The organism is Pseudomonas sp. CP-1, assembly GCF_021213715.1.
GTDB lineage: Bacteria > Pseudomonadota > Gammaproteobacteria > Pseudomonadales > Pseudomonadaceae > Pseudomonas > Pseudomonas aeruginosa.
The window spans coordinates 119,497-142,784 of sequence record NZ_JAJQKY010000002.1 but is presented as its reverse complement, the minus strand read 5'-3'; the positions used below and the strand labels follow the sequence as shown (position 1 = coordinate 142,784).

20 protein-coding genes and 4 pseudogenes are annotated in these 23,288 nt (G+C 64.6%); 9 read left to right on the top strand and 15 right to left on the bottom strand.

The genetic code is table 11. The features are described 5' to 3' along the window. The first annotated feature begins 48 nt into the window (after window positions 1-48). A complete protein-coding gene (yejK, locus tag LT948_RS04505) occupies window positions 49-1,053 on the top strand; it encodes a nucleoid-associated protein YejK (RefSeq protein WP_003092908.1) in 1,005 nt (334 codons plus the stop codon). Window positions 1,054-1,095: 42 nt separating this feature from the next. Here the strand turns inward: yejK and LT948_RS04500 are convergent, their stop codons facing one another. The 9 genes from LT948_RS04500 to LT948_RS04460 all read right to left on the bottom strand — a co-directional run bounded on the left by LT948_RS04500 (window position 1,096) and on the right by LT948_RS04460 (window position 8,108). Beyond that, window positions 1,096-2,007 (bottom strand): hypothetical protein, encoded by a 912-nt coding sequence (locus LT948_RS04500; RefSeq protein ID WP_003092910.1) that lies wholly within the window; start codon window positions 2,005-2,007, stop codon window positions 1,096-1,098. Between the two features lie 88 nt (window positions 2,008-2,095). Continuing rightward, window positions 2,096-2,848, bottom strand: coding sequence for a VIT1/CCC1 transporter family protein (locus LT948_RS04495; RefSeq protein WP_023092479.1), 753 nt, complete (start codon window positions 2,846-2,848; stop codon window positions 2,096-2,098). Window positions 2,849-2,851: 3 nt separating this feature from the next. Continuing rightward, entirely contained in the window at window positions 2,852-3,787 is a 936-nt protein-coding gene (locus LT948_RS04490; RefSeq protein ID WP_003092916.1) for a glutathione S-transferase family protein, read from the bottom strand. A gap of 120 nt (window positions 3,788-3,907) precedes the next feature. Continuing rightward, window positions 3,908-4,597: a CatB-related O-acetyltransferase gene (locus tag LT948_RS04485; RefSeq protein ID WP_003092917.1), complete on the bottom strand. Its 690-nt coding sequence runs from the start codon at window positions 4,595-4,597 to the stop codon at window positions 3,908-3,910. A gap of 28 nt (window positions 4,598-4,625) precedes the next feature. Continuing rightward, window positions 4,626-4,940, bottom strand: coding sequence for a GIY-YIG nuclease family protein (locus LT948_RS04480; protein WP_003119275.1), 315 nt, complete (start codon window positions 4,938-4,940; stop codon window positions 4,626-4,628). Beyond that, complete coding sequence (locus LT948_RS04475; RefSeq protein WP_003092922.1) at window positions 4,933-5,634, bottom strand: glutathione S-transferase C-terminal domain-containing protein; 702 nt, start codon at window positions 5,632-5,634, stop codon at window positions 4,933-4,935. Before LT948_RS04475 ends, LT948_RS04480 begins: the two co-directional genes overlap by 8 nt. A 66-nt stretch (window positions 5,635-5,700) precedes the next feature. Beyond that, a complete protein-coding gene (locus LT948_RS04470; protein ID WP_003092923.1) occupies window positions 5,701-6,183 on the bottom strand; it encodes a nuclear transport factor 2 family protein in 483 nt (160 codons plus the stop codon). A gap of 70 nt (window positions 6,184-6,253) precedes the next feature. After that, complete coding sequence (pcsA, locus tag LT948_RS04465; RefSeq protein WP_003105024.1) at window positions 6,254-6,970, bottom strand: phosphatidylcholine synthase; 717 nt, start codon at window positions 6,968-6,970, stop codon at window positions 6,254-6,256. A gap of 112 nt (window positions 6,971-7,082) precedes the next feature. Next, window positions 7,083-8,108 carry an amino acid ABC transporter substrate-binding protein gene (locus LT948_RS04460; protein WP_023092478.1) on the bottom strand — a complete coding sequence of 342 codons (1,026 nt, stop codon included), beginning with the start codon at window positions 8,106-8,108 and terminating at the stop codon, window positions 7,083-7,085. A gap of 296 nt (window positions 8,109-8,404) precedes the next feature. On the opposite strand from LT948_RS04460, the gene LT948_RS04455 reads away from it, so the two are divergent. Beyond that, on the top strand, window positions 8,405-9,052 hold the full coding sequence (locus LT948_RS04455; RefSeq protein ID WP_004355695.1) for an alpha/beta hydrolase: 648 nt from the start codon (window positions 8,405-8,407) through the stop codon (window positions 9,050-9,052). Between the two features lie 15 nt (window positions 9,053-9,067). Here LT948_RS04455 and LT948_RS04450 read toward each other — a convergent pair whose 3' ends face one another. Next, window positions 9,068-10,966 carry an acyl-CoA synthetase gene (locus LT948_RS04450; protein ID WP_033995014.1) on the bottom strand — a complete coding sequence of 633 codons (1,899 nt, stop codon included), beginning with the start codon at window positions 10,964-10,966 and terminating at the stop codon, window positions 9,068-9,070. Between the two features lie 283 nt (window positions 10,967-11,249). Between LT948_RS04450 and rhlB the strand changes: the two genes are divergently transcribed. The 4 genes from rhlB (at window position 11,250) to dauR (ending at window position 15,726) form a co-directional block, all read left to right on the top strand. Further along, window positions 11,250-12,773: an ATP-dependent RNA helicase RhlB gene (rhlB, locus tag LT948_RS04445; RefSeq protein ID WP_033995019.1), complete on the top strand. Its 1,524-nt coding sequence runs from the start codon at window positions 11,250-11,252 to the stop codon at window positions 12,771-12,773. Window positions 12,774-12,933: 160 nt separating this feature from the next. Then, window positions 12,934-13,881 (top strand): NAD(P)H-dependent anabolic L-arginine dehydrogenase DauB, encoded by a 948-nt coding sequence (dauB, locus tag LT948_RS04440; RefSeq protein WP_023102874.1) that lies wholly within the window; start codon window positions 12,934-12,936, stop codon window positions 13,879-13,881. A gap of 22 nt (window positions 13,882-13,903) precedes the next feature. Beyond that, the gene (gene dauA / locus LT948_RS04435) at window positions 13,904-15,031 is read left to right on the top strand and encodes an FAD-dependent catabolic D-arginine dehydrogenase DauA (protein ID WP_033995015.1); all 1,128 of its coding nucleotides are present in this window, start codon (window positions 13,904-13,906) and stop codon (window positions 15,029-15,031) included. Window positions 15,032-15,093: 62 nt separating this feature from the next. Continuing rightward, window positions 15,094-15,726, top strand: coding sequence for a transcriptional regulator DauR (gene dauR / locus LT948_RS04430; protein ID WP_003092943.1), 633 nt, complete (start codon window positions 15,094-15,096; stop codon window positions 15,724-15,726). Window positions 15,727-15,749: 23 nt separating this feature from the next. Here the strand turns inward: dauR and LT948_RS04425 are convergent, their stop codons facing one another. The 5 genes and pseudogenes from LT948_RS04425 to LT948_RS04410 all read right to left on the bottom strand — a co-directional run. Beyond that, a complete protein-coding gene (locus LT948_RS04425; protein WP_004355684.1) occupies window positions 15,750-16,541 on the bottom strand; it encodes an ABC transporter substrate-binding protein in 792 nt (263 codons plus the stop codon). A 979-nt stretch (window positions 16,542-17,520) separates the two neighbouring features. Then, window positions 17,521-17,859: a hypothetical protein gene (locus tag LT948_RS04420; protein ID WP_011666557.1), complete on the bottom strand. Its 339-nt coding sequence runs from the start codon at window positions 17,857-17,859 to the stop codon at window positions 17,521-17,523. Further along, on the bottom strand, window positions 17,859-18,167 hold the full coding sequence (locus LT948_RS33325) for a colicin E5-related ribonuclease (protein WP_171902132.1): 309 nt from the start codon (window positions 18,165-18,167) through the stop codon (window positions 17,859-17,861). The genes LT948_RS04420 and LT948_RS33325 overlap by 1 nt, the downstream gene beginning before the upstream one ends. After that, a pseudogene (locus LT948_RS33320) lies at window positions 18,150-19,529 on the bottom strand (S-type pyocin domain-containing protein); the annotation flags it as partial. The pseudogene LT948_RS33320 and the gene LT948_RS33325, both read right to left, overlap by 18 nt. Further along, window positions 19,520-20,153: pseudogene (locus LT948_RS04410) on the bottom strand (hypothetical protein); the annotation flags it as partial. The pseudogenes LT948_RS04410 and LT948_RS33320, both read right to left, overlap by 10 nt. A gap of 328 nt (window positions 20,154-20,481) precedes the next feature. Between LT948_RS04410 and LT948_RS04405 the strand changes: the two are divergent. From LT948_RS04405 to LT948_RS04395, 3 genes and pseudogenes are all read left to right on the top strand, one after another. Further along, window positions 20,482-21,041: pseudogene (locus tag LT948_RS04405) on the top strand (recombinase family protein); the annotation flags it as partial. After that, window positions 21,018-22,609, top strand: a pseudogene (locus LT948_RS04400) (IS481 family transposase); the annotation flags it as partial. The pseudogenes LT948_RS04405 and LT948_RS04400, both read left to right, overlap by 24 nt. A 202-nt stretch (window positions 22,610-22,811) precedes the next feature. Then, window positions 22,812-23,195 carry an AAA family ATPase gene (locus LT948_RS04395; protein ID WP_003137790.1) on the top strand — a complete coding sequence of 128 codons (384 nt, stop codon included), beginning with the start codon at window positions 22,812-22,814 and terminating at the stop codon, window positions 23,193-23,195. The last annotated feature ends 93 nt before the right edge of the window (window positions 23,196-23,288 follow it).

Genomic DNA, 23,288 nt, shown 5'->3' with positions numbered 1-23,288 from the left:
GCGGAAACCTGCGCGGCGCCGCCGATTACCTGAAAGGTCGAACCTGACATGCCGATCCATCACGCCATCGTCCACCTGATCGAGAAGAAGCCCGACGGCACCCCGGCCGTGCTCCACGCGCGCGACGCCGAGCTGGGCGACTCCCAGGCCATCGAGAACCTGCTGGCCGACCTCAACGAAAGCTACAACGCCAAGAACAAGGCCTGGGGCTTCTTCCAGGGCGAGTCCGGGGCCTACCCGTTCAGCGGCTGGCTCGGCGAGTACCTGGAGGGCGACCGCGACTTCGTCGGCTTCAGCCGCGAAGCGGTCGAGCACCTGCAAAAGCTGATGGAGGAGTCCAATCTCTCCACCGGCGGCCACGTCCTGTTCGCCCACTACCAGCAAGGCATGACCGACTACCTGGCGATCGCCCTGCTGCACCACAGCGAAGGCGTGGCGGTGAACGAGTCGCTGGAGGTCACCCCGTCGCGCCACCTGGACCTCGGCCAGTTGCACCTGGCCGCGCGGATCAACATTTCCGAATGGCGCAACAACAAGCAGTCGAAGCAGTACATCTCGTTCATCAAGGGCAAGGGCGGGAAGAAGGTCTCCGACTATTTCCGCGACTTCATCGGCTGCCAGGAAGGGGTGGATTCGCCGAGCGAGACGCGCACCCTGCTGAAAGCCTTCAGCGATTTCGTGGAAAGCGAGGACATGGCCGAGGAACAGGCCCGCGAGAAGACCGAGACGCTGGTCGACTACGCCACCTCGCAGGCGCGCATCGGCGAGCCGATGACCCTCGACGCGCTTTCGGAACTGATGGACGACCAGCAACCGCGGGCGTTCTACGACTACATCCGTAACAAGGACTACGGCCTGTCGCCGGAAATCCCGGCGGACAAGCGCACCCTCAACCAGTTCCGCCGCTTCACCGGCCGCGCCGAAGGCCTGTCGATCAGCTTCGAGGCGCACCTGCTGGGCTCCAAGGTGGAATACGACGAAGAGCGCGACATGCTGATCATCCGCCAGTTGCCGACCCAGTTGAAGGACCAGCTCAAGCGGCGCAAGGACTGACCCGCGCCGCCCCGGAGCGCCGCCGGCGCTCCCTTTCCCTCCTCAGCCGCAGGCCCAGTCGAAGCGCATGTCGCGGAAATCGAGCTGGGCGTTGCCGCCGCCGAAGTTGTAGCCGCCCAGGTATTCCTCGAACTCTACGTAGAAGGGACTCATCTCCGGCACGCCCTGCACCGGACGCATGGTGCCGCCGATATGGTTCGGCAGGTGCCCTTCCACCCAGGGATGCTCGCGGTAGTTGTCGCGCTCGATCTTGCCGTCCAGCCAGTAGTGCGGCAGTTGGTAGCCGCCGTCGCCGTATTCGCTGGGCACCACCCCGGCGTTGGGGTCTTGCGCCCGCGCCGTCCAGCGCAGCGGGTAGCGCTGCTGGTGGCCGGCCGCCGGGCGACCACCGAGGGCGCGCAGCAGGTAGTAGTCGTCCTCCGCCCAGTCCGGCACGAAGCTGGCCGCCGAACCAGCCTCCAGCCACTGCGGCGGCTCGGTCTGCGCCAGCAGCGGGTTGCCCGCCGGCAGCGCCGGCGGCTGGCAGGGCGCGCCGCTGAATTCAGCGGCGTCGAGCAGGATCAACGCATAGGCGCCGCCAAGGATGTCCTCCATCCGATGCAGACGCGGATGGCTATTGCGCCCGGCCTCCCAGAACGGCCGCAGTTCCGCGTCGGCCGGCGGTTGCGCGGGCGGATCGATGAGCATCTCGCGAATGCCATCGACGCTGGTCGGTCCACCGTCGTTCTGGTCCGGGGCGAGGGAGAAGAAGCTCAGCGCGACGATCTCCGGGCCATGCACCCGGTAGTCCTCCGGCAGCAGCAGGGTGAAGCCGTGCATCAGCGGATAGCCGGTGTCCGGATCCAGCGGCCACTGCTCCGGACGGATGCCCGGCGGCAGGCCGAAGCACCAGCCGTGGTTGGCTTCGCCGGCGTGCGCGGCGTCGTTGACGATTTCGATGTCGTAGGCGTTCATGGCCACTCCCTGGTCGGTTTTTCCTGTTCCCGGCCACGCCGGCCGGGTGTCGCAGTGTAAAACGGAGTCCCCCGCAGGCGAAGGACTTTCAGCCCAGGCCCACGCCGAGCGCGGTACCCAACCCATAGGTGAAGGCCGCGGCAAGGGTACCGACCAGCACCTGGCGCAACGCCGAGAACGCCAGCGGCCGCCCGGTGAAACGGGCGGTGACCGCGCCGCTGAACAGCAGCGCAAGCAGGCTGAACAGCAGGCTTGCGACCAGCGCCGCGGCACCGTCAAGGAACAGGAACGGCGCCACCGGCACCAGAGCGCCAAGGGAAAACAGCAGGAACGACGTACCCGCCGCGTTCCACGGGTTGCCGCCCAACTCCGTCGGATCGATGCCGAGGGCCTCGCGGGACAAGGTGTCCAGCGCGCCACGACCGTCGTTCATCAGTTGCAGGGCCACGCGCCGGGCGGATACCTCGCTCAGCCCCTTGGCGGTGAAGATATCGATCAGTTCCTGGGTCTCGGTGTCCGGGCAGAGCCTGAGCAAGCGTTCTTCCTCGGCGATGCGCTTGCTCGCCATCTCGCGGGCGTTGGTCACCGACAGCCACTCGCCGAGGGCCATCGAGCAGGCCCCGGACACCAGTCCGGCCATCCCGGTGAGGACGATGGACGAATGCGCCATGCTCGCACCCGCCACGCCCATCACCAGGCACAGGTTCGACACCAGGCCATCGTTGGCGCCGAGCACCGCGGCGCGCAGCTTGGTGCCAGCGTCGCGGTCCGGCCTCGCCTCGGGCAACGCGCACTGCGGCGGATCGGCGTCCGGGCGCGGCGACGGGGTCTCCGTCGGCATGCCTCAACGCGCCTCGATGCGAAAGCCCAGGCGCGGGAAATGCACATGCACGGTACCCGCCCGCGGGTCTTCGCGGCGCAGGATGAGTTCCTCGCTGCCGGCGAAGAGCAGTTCGCCCTGTACCGCGTCGACACCGTAGTCGGTGGCGGCGATGGCGACCGCCTGGCCGGGCAGGAAACCGTTGGGATCGCTGAAGGATTCGTCCGGCAATGCCGCGGGCTGGCTGCCGCGAGCCACCTCCAGGGCTTCCTCCGCACTCATCTCGGCTGGCGCGCCGTGGCCGAAGCCGAGCACCCGGCCCAACCAGGCCTGCACCTGCGGGTAGTCGTCGACCAGCGGCGCGGTGACCGGCGTGCCCTTGAGGAACCACAGGCAGTGCGCCACGGCGAAGTCGGCGACGGACGCTTCGCCGAACAGGAAGTCGCCGTCCTCGCGCGACAACTGGCGCTCCAGTCGCGCCATGAATGCCGGCCACTGGTGGCGCGCCTGTTCCAACGGCAGGCGGCCGGCGCTGCCGCCGCTGAATAGCTGGCTGCGATCGGCCATGAAGGCCTTGAGGAATTCCGGCGGCAGCTTGCCGAAGCGCACGGCGATGGACTCCGGGGCGAACGCCAGGCTTACCGCGTGCTGGAACAGCACCGCGTCGGCCCACTGGGCGAAGCTCGCGGCGACCATCTCCTGGCCTTCGGGGAACAGCGCCGGGACCGCCTTTTCCTGCTCCAGGCGACGGGCGATCAACGCGGTATCGCAATACACATCGGCGCCGACCTGCAACACCGGGGTCTTCCGATAGCCGCCGGTCAGCGCCACCAGGTCCGGCTTGGGCATCACCGGCGGAATCATCACCGAGCGCCAGGACAGTTGCTTGAAACCGAGCAGCAGGCGCGCCTTCTCGGCGAAGGGCGAAGTGGGATAGTGATGCAGGATCAGCTCTGACATGGGCGCCTCCGGGCGGATGTGAGGCACCAGCTTAACGCGGCTGGGAAAACGCGCCTATGACAATCCGGGACATGAAGGGCACCCCATCGCCTGGCCCGATGGGCCTGGCGATGGGCGCGCTCAATCCAGCCGGCACCCCTGGCGGGTGATGGTCATCCGCCGGTACGCCGCACGCGGCGCCTCGCGCGCCTCCAGGGCGGCGAGGAACTCCCGGGGACGGTCCAGCGGCAGGCCGGTGAGGAAGGCGCTATCCAGCTCCCACCAGCGTGAGGCGAGCAGGCCCTCGATGATCTCCGGCGGATGCCGGTAGCGGATCACCTGCGCCGGGGTGCCGGCGACGATGGCATAGGGCGGCACGTCGCGAGTGACCACAGCGCGCGTGGCGATGATCGCCCCAGTCCCGACCTTGACCCCTTCCATCACCATCGCGCTGTGCCCGATCCAGACGTCGTGGCCGATTTCCGCGTAGCTCAGCGCCGGCTCGTAGCGCAGCGCGGTGCCGGTGTGCTGGAAGGGGTGGCTGCTCACCCAGTCGCTGGGATGGGTATGTTTTTCCTGGCCGATGAAGCAGTCCGAGCCGATCGAGCAGAAACGCCCGATGGACGCCACCAGGGACAGGTCGGTGCCGCTGCGCACATAGCTGTAGGCGCCGATCTCCAGCCTCGGCGGGACGATGCGCAGGTGGCCGAGTTCGACCTGCTCCTCGAGCACCAGCGTGGTGCGCTTGCCGACACTGGCCGGGCCGCCGGCCAGCTTGCAGCCGCGGCGGCGGATCCAGCGTTTCCACCAATGATTCTTCAGATAACCCACGAATACCCCATGACCGCAGATGAACGTCCTAGATTGCCGGCTCACCGACCTCGCGCAACACCGGTACGCCGACCAACAGGCGCTCCTTGGCGCGCTTGCTCAGGGCCTTGATCGCCCGCTCGCGGCGCAGGGCGTCGCCCTTGCTGGCGCAGGCCTCGACGTAGACCAGCGCGCGGGCGGGGCTGGAATGGAAGAACCGCGCGCCCTTGCCGCTGCAATGAGTGTCGAAGCGGCGCAGCGGATCGTCGCTGATGCCGCAGTACAACGCGCCGTTTTCCGCCCTCACCAGGTAGACCGACCAACACTTCCCGATCGCCGCCGTGGCGGCCGTCGCCTCACTCACTCCAGACCCGCTCCCGCATCCGCTCGCAATACGCCACCAGGCGCGGATAGCCTCGCGCCACATGGCTGAGCGGGGTATCCAGGGTCGCCTCGATGAGGTTGGCGAGGATACCGTAAGCGGCGGCATCGGCGCTGCACGGATGTTCGCCGCCGTAGTACGGGACCTGGCCGAGCAGGCCGTCGAGGGCATCGAGGTCGTCGCGGGCGAAGGCCAGCAGTTCGTCCCTGCCGTGGACCCCGAGTCCCTGCGCCCTGAGGGTAGCGCGGACCTTGCGGCGCATGGCCCAGGCCACCGCGTCGCGCACGCCGAATGGCAGCGAGCCGAAGAACACCGGCTTGAGCACGCGCCAGCTGTCCTCGTCGAACCAGCGGAAATACAGCATCAGGTAGTACAGGTGTTCGTCGCACAGGCGCGTGATCGCCCGTGCCCAGCCCTTGCCCCGTGCATCCAGGCCGGCGTCGAGAGTGACACCGTAGCGCTCGCCGAGGGTACGGATGACGATCTCGCTGTCGCCGATCGCCTCGCCCTCGATACGCACGTAGGGCAGCTTGCCCTTGGGCGCCTTGCGCGGGTCGCTGACGACCTTCACCTGGTACTCCAGGCCGGCCAGGCGCAACCAGGTTTCCAGTTTCAGGCAGTAGGGACTGGCATTGGGTACGTTGAATGCGGCGGGGAACTGGAAGAGCGTGATCATCGCGGCGTCCTGCGGGTTGTCCGCGGCGAGCTTAGGAGATTATCCGCGCTTCGGCCACCGACAGCCTCAGCCGGCCGCCGGATGGGCAGCCTGGTAGGCGGCCAGGCCCTTGCGCGCCTGCCCGCGGATCGCCCGCTGCACCGGCGGCGCCCAGCCCAGCAGCAGGCCCTTGGCGCCAAGCGCCTGGCGGCTCCAGCGCCACAGGTCGAACTGGTCGCGATGCTCGACGATCAAACCGTCGGCGAAGCGGAAACGGGCCTCGATGCGATTCTCCACCCTGCGCCCGGTCTGGGTGAACAGGTAGTGGGCCACCCATTGCGCACGCCCCTCGTTCTGGTCGGCGCGGACGTTCGCGTAGTCCAGGCGGAAGTCCCGCGCCCGGCTGGTCAGCAGGCGCCACATGTCGCCCACCTCGCGCCCGCGCAGTTCGCCGAAGGCCGGGTCGTGGAAGGTCGCCTGGGGGGCGTAGCAGGCCGCCATGGCCTCGCCGTCGAGGCGCTGGAAGGCCTGGTAGAAGCGCTCGATCAGTTCGGCGTTGGGGTGGGCCATGCGGGGTTCCTTGCGATGATAGGGACTTGCCAGGCGTCCCCAGGCGGGAACGCCGTCGCGCCGGGTCGTTTCAGCCGAACCACTCGCGGGCGCTGCGCCAGAGGCAGATACCGACGAAATAGGCCGAGGCGGCGAACCACAGGCCGAGCAGGATCGGCAGGTCGGCCGGCTGCTGGACGATCAGCAGACCGCTGCTGATCAGCCAGACGAAGGTCACCGCGATGTTCAGCGGCATGAACTGGCGCACGCGGAACGGGTGGAGGAACTTCATCCGGGTCAGGGTCAGGGCAGCCAGCACCAGCACCGTGGCGAGGTTGACCCAGGGGTGCAGGTCGAGCACGTAGAAGTACACCGCCACCACGTTCCAGGCGGCCGGGAAGCCAACGAAGTAGTTGTCGGTGCTCTTCATGTTGACGTTGCAGAAGCAGAACAGCGACGAAACCAGAATCACGCCCACCGCCAGCAGTTCGAAATGCTCCGGCAGGGGGATGTAGCGGTAGATGAAGATGGCCGGGATGAACACGTAGGTCAGGTAGTCGATCACCAGGTCGAGCACCGAGCCGTCGAAATGCGGCAGCATTTCCTTGACTTCGTACTTGCGCGCCAGGGTGCCGTCGAGGCCGTCCACCAGCAGGGCCAGGCCGAGCCAGAGCAGGCAGGCCTGGGGTTTGTTGTCGACCAGCGCGAGCAGGGCCAGCAAGGCCAGGATCACGCCGCTGGCGGTGACGGCGTGGACGCCCCAGGCCTTGGCTTTGTTGATGGGAGTCATCGATAGGTTCACGGGCAATTCTCTTGTTCGGTGTTCGGCATGACGCGTCGCTCTATAGTGCACCGGCACCGGTGCGTCTGTCTGTTATCGGATTGTCGGTGCTGGCGAGAGTTCAGCCAGCCCCCGCCGGTCAGCGGATCGGCGGCGCATAGTGCAGGCCGCCGAGATTCCATTGCGCGTTGAGGCCGCGCGGCATCTTCAGCGGGCTGCCGTCGCCGACGTTGCGGGCGAAGATCTCGCCATAGTTGCCGACCTGGCGCACCATCTGCACCACCCAGTCGCGCGGCAGTTGCAAGTCCTTGCCAGCGTCGCCCTCGCTGCCGAGCAGGCGGGCGACGTCCGGGTTGCGGCTGTCCCTGACCTGGCGCTCGACGTTGCTCGAGGTGACCCCCAGCTCCTCCGCGTTGAGCAGGCCGTACAGGGTCCAGCGGACGATGTTGAACCAGGCTTCGTCGCCCTGCCGCACGGCCGGGCCGAGCGGCTCCTTGGAGATCACTTCCGGCAGCACCACGTACTGCTCCGGCTTGGCCAGCTTCAGGCGCTGGGCGTAGAGCTGCGACTGGTCGGAGCTGAGCACGTCGCACTGCCCCGCCTCCAGGGCACGGGCGCTCTTCTCGTAGCTGTCGTCGAGCACCGCCTTGTAGCGGATGCCGTGGGCCCGGAAGTAGTCCGCCACGTTCAGCTCGTTGGTGGTGCCGGACTGGATGCACACCGTCGTGTCCTTCAGTTCGCGGGCGCTGGACACGCCGAGCTTGCGATTGACTAGGAAGCCCTGGCCGTCGAAATAGGTGACGCCGGTGAAGTGGATGCCCAGCGCGGTATCCCGCGAGCTGGTCCATGAGGTGTTGCGCGACAGCAGGTCGACCGTGCCGGACTGCAACGCCGAAAACCGCTCGGTGGCGGACAGCGGGGTGAAGCGCACCTTCTCGGCGTCGCCGAACAGCGCGGCGGCCAGCGCCCGGCAGATGTCGACGTCGAGCCCCTTGAAACGGCCCTTGGCGTCGGCGTAGGAGAACCCCGGCAGGCCGTCGCTGACGCCGCACTGCACGTAGCCCTTGCGCTTCACCGCATCCAGCGTCGCGCCGGCCTCGGCCGTGGCGCTGGCGCCGAGGCAGACGGCGGCCAGCAGCAGCCAGGTACCTTTCATTATTGTCATCTGTTCGCCACTCCCTTCGCCGCCCCTGGGTGAACCGCCGGCCCCGCGCCGGTCGCTTCCCGGGCCGGTCGCCGCACTGTAACCGCAAGCGCCGCGGCACCGGCAGGGGCAGCCGGCGGTGCGACGGCGGCGGGCGACGAACGGCGTGCCCGGCGCACTTCCCTTAGCAAAGCGCATCCGCGGGAAATTGGCGAATGCATGATCTGCGACAATCTGGCCGACTTGCGAGCGGGAAAGCGCCTGTTGTCGAATGGTCCTCCCATTCCGAACGCATATGCCCCCTGCCTGGAGCCGTTATGAGCGAACCCCTGATCCTCGATGCCCCGAATGCCGACGCCTGCATCATCTGGCTGCACGGCCTGGGCGCCGACCGTACCGACTTCAAGCCGGTGGCCGAAGCCCTGCAGGTGGTCCTGCCGAGCACCCGCTTCATCCTTCCCCAGGCGCCGAGCCAGGCGGTGACGGTCAATGGCGGCTGGGTCATGCCGAGCTGGTACGACATCCTTGCCTTCAGTCCGGCGCGGGCGATCGACGAAGACCAGTTGAACGCCTCCGCCGACCAGGTCATCGCCCTCATCGATGAACAGCGCGCCAAGGGCATCGCCGCCGAGCGGATCATCCTCGCCGGTTTCTCCCAGGGCGGCGCGGTGGTCCTGCATACCGCCTTCCGCCGCTACGCCCAGCCGCTCGGCGGGGTGCTGGCGCTATCCACCTACGCGCCGACCTTCGACGACCTGGCGCTGGACGAGCGCCACAAGCGGATTCCGGTCCTGCACCTGCATGGCAGCCAGGACGACGTGGTCGACCCGGCGCTCGGCCGCGCGGCCCATGACGCCTTGCAGGCGCAGGGCGTGGAGGTGGACTGGCACGACTACCCGATGGGCCACGAGGTGTCCCTGGAGGAAATCCACGACATCGGCGCCTGGCTGCGCAAGCGCCTCTGACGCCCGCAGCTTCTCTCAGACGGCGTGCAGCCGGTAGTTCAGCGCGTAGCCGCCGAGCAGCTTTTCCAGCGCCGCCCGGCGTCTTTCGTCGAGCGCGGGAACGTGCAGGTGGGCGAGCTGGCCGTGGTGCTCGTCGGCGACCACCTCCACGCGGATATCCTCGGCGATCCTCCGGCTTTCCTCCTCCAGCACCCGGCGGATCGCGTCCAGGCGCAGCGCCGGCTTGAAGGTCTTGCCCACCGCGGTGACCGGCATGCTCTCGATCAGCCAGACATCCTTGGGCACCGCCGCGCGCTCCGGTACGTGGCGGCTGGCGTGTTCCAGCAGCTCTTCCTCGCTGGCGCTGGCGCCGGGCTTGAGCTGGATATACACCACCGGCAGCTCGCCGGCCTTGGCGTCCGGCTTGCCCACCGCCGCCGCCAGGGCCACGGCCGGATGCCGGTGCAGCGCTTCTTCGATCATCTGTGGGTCGATGTTGTGGCCACCGCGAATGATCAGGTCCTTGCTGCGCCCGGTGAGCCAGATGTAGCCGTCCTCGTCGATACGACCGAGGTCGCCGGTATTGAACCAGCCATCGCCGACCCAGATATCGCGGTTCCGGTCCTGTTGCAGGTAGCCCTTGAACACCGTCGGGCCCTTCAGGCAGAGGTTGCCCACCTCGTTCGGCACGGCATCGCGCAGGTAATTGCCCTCGCCGTCGAGCACCGCGACCTTCACCTGGCAGTACGGCAGGCGCAGGCCGATCGAACCCGGCCGGCGCTCGCCGCCACGCGGGTTGCAACTGGTGCCGCAGGTACCTTCGGTGAGGCCGTAGCCTTCGATCACCTTGAGCCCGGTACGCGCCTCGAACTGGCGGATCAGCTCCACCGGCATCGGCGCCGCGCCGCACAGGGCGAAACGCAGGCTGGACAGGTCGCGGCCATCGCTGGGGACCTGCAGCAACGCCGCGTAGATGGTCGGCACACCACTGAAGCTGGTGACCCGGTAGCGCTCCACCAGCTTCCAGAAGTCCTGGATCAGGGTCGGATTGCGGTAGCCCTGGGGCCCGGCCAGGAGCACCTGGGCGCCGCGATGGAAGGGCGCCAGGCCGGTAACCATCACGCCGTTGACGTGGAACAGCGGCAGGCCGCAGAGCAGCACGTCGTCCACCCCGTAGTCGGCGTTCAGGCCCATGATCTCGGCCATCGCCACCTCGTTGAAGTGGCTGTGCGGCGCCAGCTTCGGCGTGCCGGTGGTGCCGCCGGTGTGGAAATAGGAAGCGACGTCGTCCGGATGGATCGCCCGTCCGCTCTCCAGGCGGTCTGCCGGGCAGTCGGCGATCAGCGTATCGAAGTCCAGCACGCCCTCCGGCAGCGGCCCGCGCTGGGCCTTGAGCGTCTCGCGCTGCGGCGCCGGCAACAGGTTGGCCGGATCGACCACGACGATCGCGTACAGCTCCGGCAGCTGCGCGCGCAGGCCGGCGACCTTCTGCCACAGGTCGGTGCCGGGGAACGGCGCCAGGGTCACCAGCACCCGGGTGTTGGAGGCGCGGATCAGCTCGGCGATGTGCTCCGGCTCGAGCAGCGGGTTGATCGCATTGACGATCCCGGCAGCTTCGCCGCCCCAGATCACGTAGTGGGTCTGCGGCAGGTTGGGCAGCAGGAAGGACACCGCCTGGTGGCTTTCCAGGCCCAGCCGGTGCAAGGCGTTGGCGGTCTGGGTGACGCGGGCGAACAGCTCGGCATAGCTGATCCGCAACGGTTCTTCGGCAGCGCTGCCATGCAGCAGGCAGCTCAGGGCGATACGCTGGCCGTGGCGCTGGGCCGAGCGTTGCAACAGTTCGTAGGTGCTGGATGGCAGGTCGCGCTGTTCCAGCGGCACGCGTTCCAGGGCTTCGATATCGCTCAGCCCGGCGATCGATGGGGACGGATTCATGGTTTTCTTGTTCTTCCGTTGGTGAGTGGGCGGACACTCGCCGGATCGCTCCGGCACCGTCCCGAAGATGCCACCCCCGTCGTCGCCCTACCGTTGTCTTTTTGTAGCGCGCCGCCGGTCGCGCGCACGAACCCTCCCGGAGGCTGCCCCGGGAGCTTCGCGCAGCCGCCTCCAGGCCCCGTCCGGCCAGGCCTGGAAGGCGCCGGCCAAGCATGGATTTCTCCCCGCTGGCAACATGCTTTACACTGGCGCCCGTTCATTCCTTAACCACTACGAGATCGCCGTGCTCAAAGCACTCAAGAAAATCTTCGGCAAGGCCGACGGAACCCAGCCGCAGAGCGGTTCCTCCCCGGTCCCGCAAGGCCCTGCCGGCGCTACCGCGAAAGGTACCGCCCCCACCGGCGAAAAGCCGACCGAGAAACGCCCACGCAAACCGCGCCCCCCGCGCGCCGACAACGAGTCCGGCGCCCCGCGCGCCGCTGAAAAGGCCGAGAAAAGCGAAAAGCCCGCCAAACCCGCCGCCAAAGAAGGCCGGGACGCCAAGCCGCGCAGCGACAAGCCGCGCCGCGAACGCAAGCCGAAGCCGGTGGACAACTGGAAGCTGGAAGACTTCGTGGTCGAACCGCAGGAAGGCAAGACTCGCTTCCACGACTTCAACCTCGCCCCGAGCCTGATGCACGCCATCCATGACCTCGGCTTCCCCTACTGCACGCCGATCCAGGCGCAGGTACTGGGCTTCACCCTGCGCGGCCAGGACGCCATCGGCCGCGCCCAGACCGGTACCGGCAAGACCGCCGCATTCCTCATCTCGATCATCACCCAGTTGCTGCAGACCCCGCCGCCGAAAGAGCGCTACATGGGCGAGCCGCGCGCGCTGATCATCGCCCCGACCCGCGAACTGGTGGTACAGATCGCCAAGGACGCCGCGGCGCTGACCAAGTACACCGGGCTGAACGTGATGACCTTCGTCGGCGGCATGGACTTCGACAAGCAACTCAAGCAGCTGGAAGCGCGCTTCTGCGACATCCTGGTAGCCACCCCAGGCCGTCTGCTGGACTTCAACCAGCGTGGCGAGGTGCACCTGGACATGGTCGAGGTGATGGTCCTCGACGAAGCCGACCGCATGCTCGACATGGGCTTCATCCCGCAGGTCCGGCAGATCATCCGGCAGACCCCGCACAAGGGCGAACGCCAGACCCTGCTGTTCTCGGCGACCTTCACCGACGACGTGATGAACCTCGCCAAGCAGTGGACCGTCGATCCGGCGATCGTCGAGATCGAGCCGGAGAACGTCGCCAGCGACACCGTCGAGCAGCATGTCTACGCCGTGGCCGGCAGCGACAAGTACAAGCTGCTGTACAACCTGGTGGCACAGAACAACTGGGAACGGGTGATGGTCTTCGCCAACCGCAAGGACGAAGTCCGCCGCATCGAGGAACGCCTGACCAAGGACGGCATCAGCGCCGCCCAGATGTCCGGCGACGTACCGCAGCACAAGCGCATCCGCACCCTGGAAGGCTTCCGCGAAGGCAAGATCCGCGTCCTGGTGGCAACCGACGTGGCCGGCCGCGGCATCCACATCGACGGCATCAGCCATGTGATCAACTTCACCCTGCCGGAGGACCCGGACGACTACGTGCACCGTATCGGTCGTACCGGCCGCGCCGGCGCCTCGGGCACCTCGATCAGCTTCGCCGGCGAGGACGATGCCTTCGCCCTGCCGCCGATCGAAGAACTGCTGGGCCGCAAGATCACCTGCGAGATGCCGCCGGCCGAACTGCTCAAGCCGGTACCGCGCAAGCACTGAACGCAGGCGTGGAGAAAAAAGGCGAAGCCATCCGGCTTCGCCTTTTTCGTTTCTGCGACACGCAGGTGCCGCCGTCGGTCATCGAGGCGGGTCGGCGCTTGCCCGGCAATACCTTAAAGTCCAGAATGGACAAATTGTTTACATCCATTCCGGAGATCGCATGAGCGCCGCCACTCCCCTGATCGTCCAGCAGGCCGAAGCCGAGCAACTGCTCGCCCGTATCGACGTCCTCCAGGCCATGCGCCAGCTGTTCCTCGACCTGGCCGCCGGCCAGGCGCTCCAGCCGGCCCAGCAACTGGTGGAGTTCCCCGCCGGTCGCGGCGACTTCATCAACTACCTCGGCGTGCTCGCCCAGGAACAGGTCTACGGGGTCAAGACTTCGCCCTACATCGTCCGCGAACAGGGCCCGTTGGTCACCGCCTGGACCCTGCTGATGTCGATGCAGACCGGCCAGCCCTTGCTGCTCTGCGATGCCGCCCGGCTGACCACCGCGCGCACCGCCGCCACCACCGCGGTGGCGGTGGATGCCCTGGCTCCGGCCGAAGCCGGCCGCCTGGCTCTGATCGGCAGCGGACCGGTGGCCCATGCCCACCTGCAATACGTGAAGGGCCTGCGTGACTGGCAGGGCGTGCGAGTCCATTCGCCGAGCCTGGACGAGCGCCGCCTGCAAAGCCTGCGCGCCATCGACGCGCGCGCCGAAGCCGCCGGCAGCCTGGAGGAAGCGCTGGACGAAGCCGATGTGATCCTGCTCTGCACTTCCTCGGCCCGAGCGGTGATCGACCCGCGCCAACTCGAGCGCCCGGCGCTGGTCACCTCGATCAGCACCAACGCGCCCCGCGCCCATGAGGTACCGGCGGAAAGCCTGGCGGCCATGGACGTCTATTGCGACTACCGGCACACCACCCCAGGCTCCGCCGGCGAGATGCTGATCGCCGCCGAACAGCATGGCTGGAGCCCCGAGGCGATCCGCGGCGACCTCGCCGAGCTGCTCAGCGGCCAGGCGCCACGTCCGGAATACCGGCGCCCGGCGTTCTTCCGCTCGATCGGCCTGGGCCTGGAAGACGTAGCCCTGGCCAACGCCCTCTACCGCCTGCGCCAGGCAGGCTGATCGCGCGATGCAGGAGAGCAGCATGATCGAAGCGGATTACCTCGTCATCGGTGCCGGCATCGCCGGCGCATCCACCGGCTACTGGCTGTCGGCCCACGGCCGGATCGTGGTGCTGGAGCGCGAGGCGCAGCCCGGCTACCACTCCACCGGCCGCTCCGCCGCGCACTACACGGTGGCCTACGGCACGCCCCAGGTGCGCGCGCTCACCGCCGCCAGCCGGGCCTTCTTCGACAACCCGCCGGCCGGCTTCTGCGAGCATCCGCTGCTCAGCCCGCGTCCGGAAATGGTGGTCGACTTCAGCGACGATCCGGAAGAACTCCGCCGCCAATACGAAAGCGGCAAGGCGCTGGTGCCGCAGATGCGCCTGCTGGACGCGGAACAGGCCTGCTCGATCGTGCCGGTGCTGCGTCGCGACAAGGTCTTCGGCGCCACCTACGACCCCACCGGCGCCGACATCGATACCGACGCCCTGCACCAGGGCTACCTGCGCGGCATCCGCCGCAACCAGGGGCAGGTCCTGTGCAACCACGAAGCGCTGGAGATCCGCCGGGTCGACGGCGCCTGGGAAGTCCGCTGCGCCGCCGGCAGCTACCGCGCCGCGGTTCTGGTCAACGCCGCGGGCGCCTGGTGCGACGCCATCGCCGGGCTGGCCGGCGTCCGCCCGCTGGGCCTGCAGCCCAAGCGCCGCTCGGCCTTCATCTTCGCCCCGCCGCCGGGCATCGACTGCCACGACTGGCCGATGCTGGTCAGCCTCGACGAATCCTTCTACCTGAAGCCGGACGCCGGCATGTTGCTCGGCTCGCCGGCCAACGCCGATCCGGTCGAGGCCCACGACGTGCAGCCCGAGCAACTGGACATCGCCACCGGCATGTACCTGATCGAAGAAGCCACCACCCTCACCATTCGCCGCCCGGAACACACCTGGGCAGGGCTGCGCTCGTTCGTCGCCGACGGCGACCTGGTGGCCGGCTACGCCGCCGATGCGGAAGGCTTCTTCTGGGTCGCTGCCCAGGGCGGCTACGGTATCCAGACCTCGGCGGCGATGGGCGAGGCCAGCGCCGCGCTGATCCGCCACCAGCCGCTGCCGGCGCACCTGCGCGAGCACGGCCTGGACGAGGCGATGCTGTCGCCGCGCCGCCTGTCCCCCTGATGACCCGGCGGCGGGTTTGCGGCACACTCGCCTCGCCCGCCGTCCCACGAGAGTTCCTGCGCATGAGCCCGAGCCAAGACCCCAGCCTGGAGAACTACCGGGCGATCGCCGACGGCATCGCCACCCTGTTCTTCCCCCACGCCGAAGTGGTCCTGCACGACCTGCGCAGCCAGCGGGTCGACTACATCGCCAACAACCTGTCCAAGCGCGAGGTCGGCGACGACTCGGCGCTGGAAGACATGCTCGAAGGCGATAGCGACGAGCGCAACATCGGTCCCTACGAGAAGCTCAACTGGGACGGGCAGAAGATCCGCTCGGTCAGCACCGTGCTGCGCGACGCCGCCGGCCAGCCGCTGGCGGTGCTGTGCATCAACCTGAATATCAGCCTGTTCGAGAGCGCCAAGGCGGCGCTCGACCTGTTCCTCTCGCCGAGCAAGCTGATCCCGCAACCGGACGCGCTGTTCCGCGACGACTGGCAGGAGCGCATCAACACCTTCCTGCACGGCTGGCTGCGGCAGCGCCAGCTCGGCTTGAACCTGCTGACCCGCGAGCACAAGCGCGAACTGGTCCTGGCCCTGCACGCCGAGGGCGCGTTCAAGGGCAAGAGCGCCGCCAACTATGTGGCCAACGTGCTGAACATGGGCCGGGCGACGGTCTACAAGCACCTCAAGGAGCTGAAGGAAGGCGGCGACTGACGGCAGCCGCCGCCGGCGAGCGGTCAGTCGCCGTAGATGTCGCTCTTGAAGTACTTGCCCTCGATGCGCTTGTAGGTCCCGTCGGCACGAATCGCGTCGATCGCCGCGTTGAGCTTGCCGACCAGCTCGGCGTCCCCCTTGCGCACCGCGATCCCGGCGCCCTCGCCGAAGTATTTCGGGTCCTTGAACTCCGGCCCGACGAAGGCGTAGCCCTTGCCGCGCGGGGTATCGAGGAAGCCGGTCTGCAACGGGATGGAGTCGGCGAAGGTGGCGTCGAGGCGGCCGGCCACCAGGTCCAGGTAGATCTCGTCCTGGCTGGTGTAGCGCACCACTTCGGCACCGGCCTTGGCCAGCACCGCACTGGCGAAGCGGTCGGCGGTAGCGCCGCGCTGCACGCCGATGCGCTTGCCGGCCAACTGGCTGAAGCTGTCGTCGAGCTGGGCGCCTTCCTTCATCACCAGGCGGCCCGGCGTGAAGTAGTACTTGTGGGTGAAGTCCACCGAGCGCCGGCGCTCCTCGGTGATGGTGATGGAGGACAGCGCGGCGTCTATCTTGCGAACTTTCAGCGAGGGAATCAGGCCGTCGTACTCCTGCTCGATCCACTGGCACTTCACCTGCATCTGCGCGCACAGCGCGTTGCCGATGTCGTAGTCGAAGCCGGCCAGTTCGCCTTCGGCGGTCTTGAAGGAAAACGGCGGGTAGGCGGCCTCGATGCCGATTCGCAGGCTGCCATCGGCGGCGACGGCGGATCCGCTGGCGAGCACGCCGAGCAGCAGGCCTCCCAGCAGGTTCTTGGTGTTCAGCGACTTGATCATGGACGACTCCAGGGGTGACGAAGGTGCGCCCGCGGCCCGGGCGGGAAACAGACGGTGATCCGCCTTTATACTTTTCGTCCAATCTGGACCAAAAAGTATACATCGTCAATCGCCGTCCCTCCTCCGCTACCCCTCCTTACCTCCTTCGAGGAATAGGCCCGCCGGTCCGCGGGACTTAGTCTTGAGCCATACACAGCCACCCGCGAGGTGTTCCGCTACGCAGACATCACCCCCTTGCTCCATTTCAGCTATCACGGTTAAGGCTCTATTTACGCCTGGATCCCCGCGTCACGCTCATGCCGCGGGGATTTTTTCGTTTCGTCAACGCCCTTGAAAGGCTTCGCTACCCGTCGCAAACCGCGCTCCGCCAGCTAGCGCGCCCAGGTCGGCGCCGAGCGCGAGTACCGAAGGGTGCCTGAGCGACGTACGGGACCCGGTCGGGCTGGACATGCCCGGCCACCCGGACGCGCGGCGCAGCTATGTGTAGCGGCTTGCAATCGAAAACCGTCGGGCTCGCAATCAGCGCGATTTTGGGCTCAGATTATCTGTGACTGACGGTGGGGGCGGGCTCACATTAATTGCGAGCGAGCTTGCAATCCATGCGGTGGGCTTGCAGTCCATTACCGCGGGCTCACGCTCTTTGCGACTGACGCTCATACCGGTAATACGCCGATCCCGTTGCCCGAGTTTCCCGATGAAGCAGATGACCTTTGCCGACGCCGAGTACGCCGGCAAGCGCAAGCAGAGGCGCGTCTGTAATGGGGGAATGGCTGCTGCGAGGTGCTCGCGGCGGCTAAAAACACAGAAATGAGTGGGTGATCGGATCGTTTTTAATCGATTCTCCGCTTTCAAATTCGCCGGGGGCTGAAGTCGGCCAGAAAGACATGGCTACTTCAGACCATCCCTAAGGGGGCTGAGCCTATATTGTTTGTAGTCCATGCAAGGGATTGCAAGCCAACTCAGCCCCAAGGTTCCACCTTTATTTTCTGGAGGCAATTGTTACAATAAAAGCATCATGCCCAAGAGAAGCATCTTCCTCTGTACTCTCTTTCGCTCTAGTGTTATTATTATTGACATCATCAGGCACTTTTACTGGATTGACAAGCCCTTCAAATATGGCATCAAGTCTTGCCTCGAACCTCCCTACATCCTTATGCCAGATGAATCCCTCAATTTTTGAAATTGCCAACCCTTTTTTAGTTGCCAAAGATACGACTTCCAGAGTTGCCTTCGTAGTTAGCCACATCTTCCCATTGCCTTCTTTTGAAAAAAAATCTAGGCCATTGTCAACTATTTCGACAGAGTTAGGATTGATCATTACTTATTTCTCCAGATGATTCGCCCGTCAACCGCCCATGCGGAATCGTTCCGATCTGCAATTTGAATAACTTCACCTGTCCTATCGTTCACAACTATATATCCATTAGGAGGACTTCCATATACTGTTGCAGAGTCATTCCGCCCCAGCCCATCTATCGTCTTATTAGGCCGACGCTTATCTGAAGAACTACCTGTTGCACCTTTTCCGATAACATCTCTAATTTCAACCTCAGTCCACCCTCTAATTGGAATTTGCTCTCTGATCTTATCATCAATAACAACATCATGAGGGTTATGATTGAACATTATATAGATTGGCTTAACCCCCGAGCCCACCGGGAAGATCACAATCAGATCGTCCAGATCTAACGGCACTCCCGGATAGGACTCCGGCTCGGCCTGTACTGGGGTGATCGTTGCTCCCTCATACACCGGAACCGGCTGCGGTACGACCGGAGTGGTGCTTGAGGGGTTCTGGCTTCCTGGAGGGGTGGCAGGGGTCCAGGTCAAGATCAGCGGTGGTGTATTCGGCACGGTGGACTTTGCGGGAACCGTCACCTCATACCGGCCCGTCGCAGCATTGAGGGTCGCGGCGCGAACAGGCACGCCCTTGGGGACAGTTGCACCGTTGGTCAACATCGCGGCAATCTGCGATTTACCACTCGGGCTCTCTTGTGCAGCACTCGTGAGTCGTACCGGCATATCAACCGTGCCACCTGCCTTGGCGACGCTTTGCAAATCAGCCGTGCCAGGAAGCCCCAGAGCGGACGCCTCCAGTGCCAATGCATTGCGAACGCCGGCAGGAACCTTGTCACTGTCTTTACCAGCCTGGTCGGAATACAGCGACAGCACCGCGAAGGTGGCAACGTATGCGCCGGGTCCACTACCAGCAATCTGAACCAGGCGATTGACAGCATTCGTTAGGGAAGCCGCCAGGCGAGCCGTCTCCACTGCCGCACTACCAAACCCGGCCACCGAAACCAGCGGCGCAGAGGTGGCCGGCATCGCCAAGGTGTTCGCAGCCTGGATGATCTGATCTGGTACTACATCGGCTGTTTTTTGCAAATCGTTGGTCGCCGCACGCTGTGCTTCGGCTACCGCTGCTGAGACCTCTTTTGCCTTAGCCTGCAGCGCTGCTTCGGTCTGCTGGGCAAAGGTGTTCACCTTGGCATAGGTGCTTTCAGTGAATTGTCGAAGGGTTGCTTGTGCAGCTTGCGAAGCCGCCTTGGTGGGGCTGGCCTTGACCTGGGCGGTTAGCCTGTTGACCTCGGTTTCGACCTCGGCGGCCGCATTGGCAGCAAACTGAGCCAGCGCTTGTTTTCGTGCTGTCGAAAACGCCGTGGCTTCGTTGACGATCTGCTTGACTTTGGTGTTGAAAGCCGTGACCTGGGCTTCTCCACTGGCCTGTGCTGCCAAGGCAATCTGATTCCGAAATGCCGCGCTGATCAGGTTCTGGCTGGACGAAATCTGGCTGTTGGCTTGTTGCTGGGCTTGCGCTGTCTTGACCTGCACCGCCTGGGTTGCCGAGGCGACTGCACCACTGACCTGGGTGGAAACCTGAGACAGACTAGCATCCACTGCTTTCACACGTTGCTGGACCTTGGTGGCGGTCGGAGTGGTGATCGCGTTGAAGTCGGCACCGAGCTGTTGAGTGACCTGCTGGGCTTGCGCCTCCATTGACCGGGCTTTACTCTCCAGTTCTTGAGACGTTTGTTTCAAGATAGCGATTTGCGCCTTATAGATATCAGCGCTGTACGCTTTGGCCAGCTCACTCATATGTCGATCAAGGAACTCTCCATAGAACTTTCGACTGGCTAGCAACTGATTCTGGTACATCGCCTCTGACTTCTGAGGAAAGTCTGAAGCCGTATAAAGATTGGCCGGGCGATCCTCAATGGCCTTTAGCGATTTTGCTTTGGCATCCATGAGTGCATCAACGATACTCTTTTCATCGCGGATGTCATTGGCACTGACCGCTTTAACTGGCAACCCCGCTTCACTCTTGAGTTCATCTACCTCCTTCAAGGTTTTATTCTTCAGGTTTTTCTTTAGTTCTGAATGGGACTTATCAAGAGTATCTCTTAGCCTCCTGTACTCTTGCATTCCAGGGCCAACATACGGGCTTGGTCCTGGCGGGACAAATGGTGGAGTACCGTAGCTTGACCGACCTGGAATGTACTGGATTATGTCTAGCCCACTAGCCTGTACATGCGTAATAACCATCGACCCAGGCTCGTAACCATTATCATTTCCTCTGGTCACGACAAGTGGTGGCGCACTATTATTTGTCATGAATGGCTTTCCTATCGAAAGAGTTGAACCAATATATTTACAGAACCTTCTTGAGCGATGCAGTAGTAGGTAGAAAATGCACGGCAATAGGCCGGCCAGATGCGGCAATCAACTGCAATATCTCAGTTTGAAGCTCTACGATGGTTGCACTCCATTCTTCCCTTTGCGGTATCGCTCCGTTCGTGGAAGCGTCCATCAGACGACCGTTTTCTGGACGCCAGCCTCGTTCCCCTTGGCCGCCCCCAGAAGCCGCGTACTTTTAGTCCAGTAACGATTTCTCGCTTTCAAAATTCACCTATGCTGCCTTTCGCGCATTTCTGGACGAATCATACTGATTGGGTACGTGCGCATTTCCACCGACGATCAACTACTGGACCTGCAACGCGATGCGATGGCCAAGGCGGGTTGCGAGCGAGTGTTCGAAGACACTGCAGCGGCGCCAAGGCCGATCGAATCGGCCTGGCCGCGCTTCTCGCCAATCTAAAGCGGGGCGACACGGTGGTGGTCTGGCGGCTGGACCGGCTTGGCCGCTCGATCAAGGACCTGATCTACCTGGTCGAGCAATTGGAGGATGCCGGCGAGGGTCTGAAGAGACTCCAGGAGAACATCGACACCACATCCACCGGAGGGCGTTTGGTTTTCCACCTCTTTGCCGCGCTAGCCGAGTTCGAGCGCAACCTGATCAGTGAATGCACCCATGCGAGACTATCTGCAGCACGTGCTCGCGGTCGGCTGGGCGGCCGCAAGAAACGCCTGGATCCCGCCAAGCGCAAAGTCGCCCTGAAGCTCTATCACGAGCGCCAATACACCGTGGTGGAGATCTGTCGGATGATGGGAATCGGCCGCTCGACGCTCTACAACTACATCACCGAGGCAGAACGGAATGCCACCAGCAGGCGTAAGGCCATTCCCGTCGATTCGCTGCTGCAACTGCGGCAGCGCCTGGATCACTTGCCGAAGAAGAGCCCGGAGCGGGCCCGTCAGGTGGCCCTTGTAGCTGAACTGTACGGCGTTTCCTCCAGTACGGTCTATCGCGCCCTGGTCCTTCTGCACAGGCCTAGGCAGCCCACCGCTCCGACCAGGGCAAGCCCCGCGTCCTGCCCCAGGCGGAACTGGAGCGCTACTGCGAACTGATTGCGGCGTTGAAGCTGCGCACCACCAACAAGCAGGGGCGGCATCTATCTACACACCGCGCCATTGAGCTGCTGGAAGAGTACGGTGTAGAAACTGACCGGGGCCTCATTGTTGCCCCAAGAGGCGTACTCCACAGACCCACCGTCAACCGATATCTATCACATTGGCGATTAAGGCCTGCTCAACTGTCCCGGGAGCCAGGCGCAACTCGGTTCCAGGCTGAGCACAGCAACGATTGTTGGCAGTTCGACATGTCGCCGTCGGACCTCAAGCATATTGAGCATCCGCGGTGGATCGATCCCGCCAAGGGCGAACCCACCCTGATGCTGTTCAGCGTGGTGGATGACCGCAGCGGTGTGGCCTACCAGGAATACCACTGCGTTTATGGTGAGGATGCGGAGACGGCACTTCGTTTTCTGTTCAACTCGATGGCGCCGAAAGCGGACCCGAGTTTTCCCTTTCAGGGCCGGCCCAAGCTGATCTATCTGGACAACGGTCCGGTGGCCAAGCGTCGCGTTTTCCAGAGCGTCATGCGGGCGCTGGGCATCGAGTGGCAGACACACATCCCTGCCAGCAAGGATGGAACGCGCACCACGGCCCGCTCGAAAGGCAAGGTCGAACGTCCTTTCCGCACAGTGAAGGAAGCCCACGAGACCCTGTACCACTTCCACAAGCCGGAAACCGAAGCCCAGGCCAACGAGTGGCTGTTGCGCTACCTAGTGCGCACCTACAACCAGCAGACACATCGTGCCGAACCCCTTTCACGGATCGAGGACTGGATCACCCATGTGCCAACAGAGGGGATCCGTGAAATGTGCTCATGGGATCAGTTCTGCCGCTTTGCTCGGGAGCCCGAGCGGCGCAAAGTCGGGCCTGATGCCCGAATCACCACCGACGGTACCGCGTACGAGCTTGAGCCAGAGATGGCCGGCGACTACGTCGTGCTGCTCTGGGGGCTGTTCGACGATGAGCTGCATGCCGAGTTCGATGGCGAGCGGTTCGGTCCTCACTACCCGGTGTCCGGCCCCATTCCGCAGCACCGCTACCGGGCTTTCAAGCGCAGCAAGGCAGACGAGCGCTCGGCTCGTATCCGATCTCTCGCGGACCAGTTGGGGCTGCCGATCGCGGCGCTTTCCGGGGAAGATGTACGACTAGAGCCCGGTTCTACTGACTCGACGCTCCCCATCCAGCCCTTCGTTTTCGAGCCCCAGGAATCCCGCATTGCGGCCAAGCCGGCTATCGCCGAGGAACTGGCAATGCCGCTGGCCAAGCTTTCAATGGATGACCGCGCCTTCATCGACCAGGTGCTGAGCGAGACCCTGGCTACGGACTGAGCCCCCCTCGAATCAGGCGGGCTATTTTGAAACCACCCATCATCAGCAGTTGATGAGAGACATCCGCGGCGCCATCTTCGAAGGCCGGCTGATCGCCCTGTGGGGTGTGATCGGCAGCGGCAAGACGGTGATGCTGCGTCGTTTGTAGCACCTGCTGGAAGAGGAAAAGAAAGTCACGGAGTCCAGATCGATGGCCATCGAGAAGCACAACATCAAGCTGGCCACCTTCATCGCCGCGCTCTTCTATGACCTTTCCACCCAGAAACAGGTACGCATTCCCACCCAGATCGAAAAACGGGATCGCGAACTGTACGAACTGGTAAAGAAGAGCAAGCGCCCCGTGGCCCTGTTCGTTGATGAAGCCCATGATCTCAATGGCCATACCTTGACCGGTCTGAAGCGACTGCTCGAACTGGCCGAAGACGACAGCGGCCGGCGACGCTTGTCCATTGTCCTGGCTGGCCATCCCAAGCTGTGTAACGATCTGCGCCGCCCCACGATGGAAGAAATTGGTTACCGCACCGACATTTTCGAGTTGCAGGAAAAGATGCAAAGTGCCGGATTACAGGTATGAGCGTCAGTCGCAAAGAGCCTGAGCCCGCGGTAACGGATTGCAAGCCCGGCGCACGGATTGCAAGCTCGCTCGCAATTAATGTGAGCCCGCCTC

What these genes read in the sequence shown, in the direction of transcription:
- yejK (WP_003092908.1), top strand. Translation starts at nt 49, where the DNA reads ATGCCGATCCATCACGCCATCGTCCACCTGATCGAGAAGAAGCCCGAC.
- LT948_RS04500 (WP_003092910.1), bottom strand. Translation starts at nt 2,007, where the DNA reads ATGAACGCCTACGACATCGAAATCGTCAACGACGCCGCGCACGCCGGC.
- LT948_RS04495 (WP_023092479.1), bottom strand. Translation starts at nt 2,848, where the DNA reads ATGCCGACGGAGACCCCGTCGCCGCGCCCGGACGCCGATCCGCCGCAG.
- LT948_RS04490 (WP_003092916.1), bottom strand. Translation starts at nt 3,787, where the DNA reads ATGTCAGAGCTGATCCTGCATCACTATCCCACTTCGCCCTTCGCCGAG.
- LT948_RS04475 (WP_003092922.1), bottom strand. Translation starts at nt 5,634, where the DNA reads ATGATCACGCTCTTCCAGTTCCCCGCCGCATTCAACGTACCCAATGCC.
- LT948_RS04470 (WP_003092923.1), bottom strand. Translation starts at nt 6,183, where the DNA reads ATGGCCCACCCCAACGCCGAACTGATCGAGCGCTTCTACCAGGCCTTC.
- LT948_RS04460 (WP_023092478.1), bottom strand. Translation starts at nt 8,108, where the DNA reads ATGACAATAATGAAAGGTACCTGGCTGCTGCTGGCCGCCGTCTGCCTC.
- LT948_RS04455 (WP_004355695.1), top strand. Translation starts at nt 8,405, where the DNA reads ATGAGCGAACCCCTGATCCTCGATGCCCCGAATGCCGACGCCTGCATC.
- LT948_RS04450 (WP_033995014.1), bottom strand. Translation starts at nt 10,966, where the DNA reads ATGAATCCGTCCCCATCGATCGCCGGGCTGAGCGATATCGAAGCCCTG.
- dauB (WP_023102874.1), top strand. Translation starts at nt 12,934, where the DNA reads ATGAGCGCCGCCACTCCCCTGATCGTCCAGCAGGCCGAAGCCGAGCAA.
- dauA (WP_033995015.1), top strand. Translation starts at nt 13,904, where the DNA reads ATGATCGAAGCGGATTACCTCGTCATCGGTGCCGGCATCGCCGGCGCA.
- dauR (WP_003092943.1), top strand. Translation starts at nt 15,094, where the DNA reads ATGAGCCCGAGCCAAGACCCCAGCCTGGAGAACTACCGGGCGATCGCC.
- LT948_RS04425 (WP_004355684.1), bottom strand. Translation starts at nt 16,541, where the DNA reads ATGATCAAGTCGCTGAACACCAAGAACCTGCTGGGAGGCCTGCTGCTC.
- LT948_RS04420 (WP_011666557.1), bottom strand. Translation starts at nt 17,859, where the DNA reads ATGATCAATCCTAACTCTGTCGAAATAGTTGACAATGGCCTAGATTTT.
- LT948_RS33325 (WP_171902132.1), bottom strand. Translation starts at nt 18,167, where the DNA reads ATGTTCAATCATAACCCTCATGATGTTGTTATTGATGATAAGATCAGA.
- LT948_RS04395 (WP_003137790.1), top strand. Translation starts at nt 22,812, where the DNA reads ATGGCCATCGAGAAGCACAACATCAAGCTGGCCACCTTCATCGCCGCG.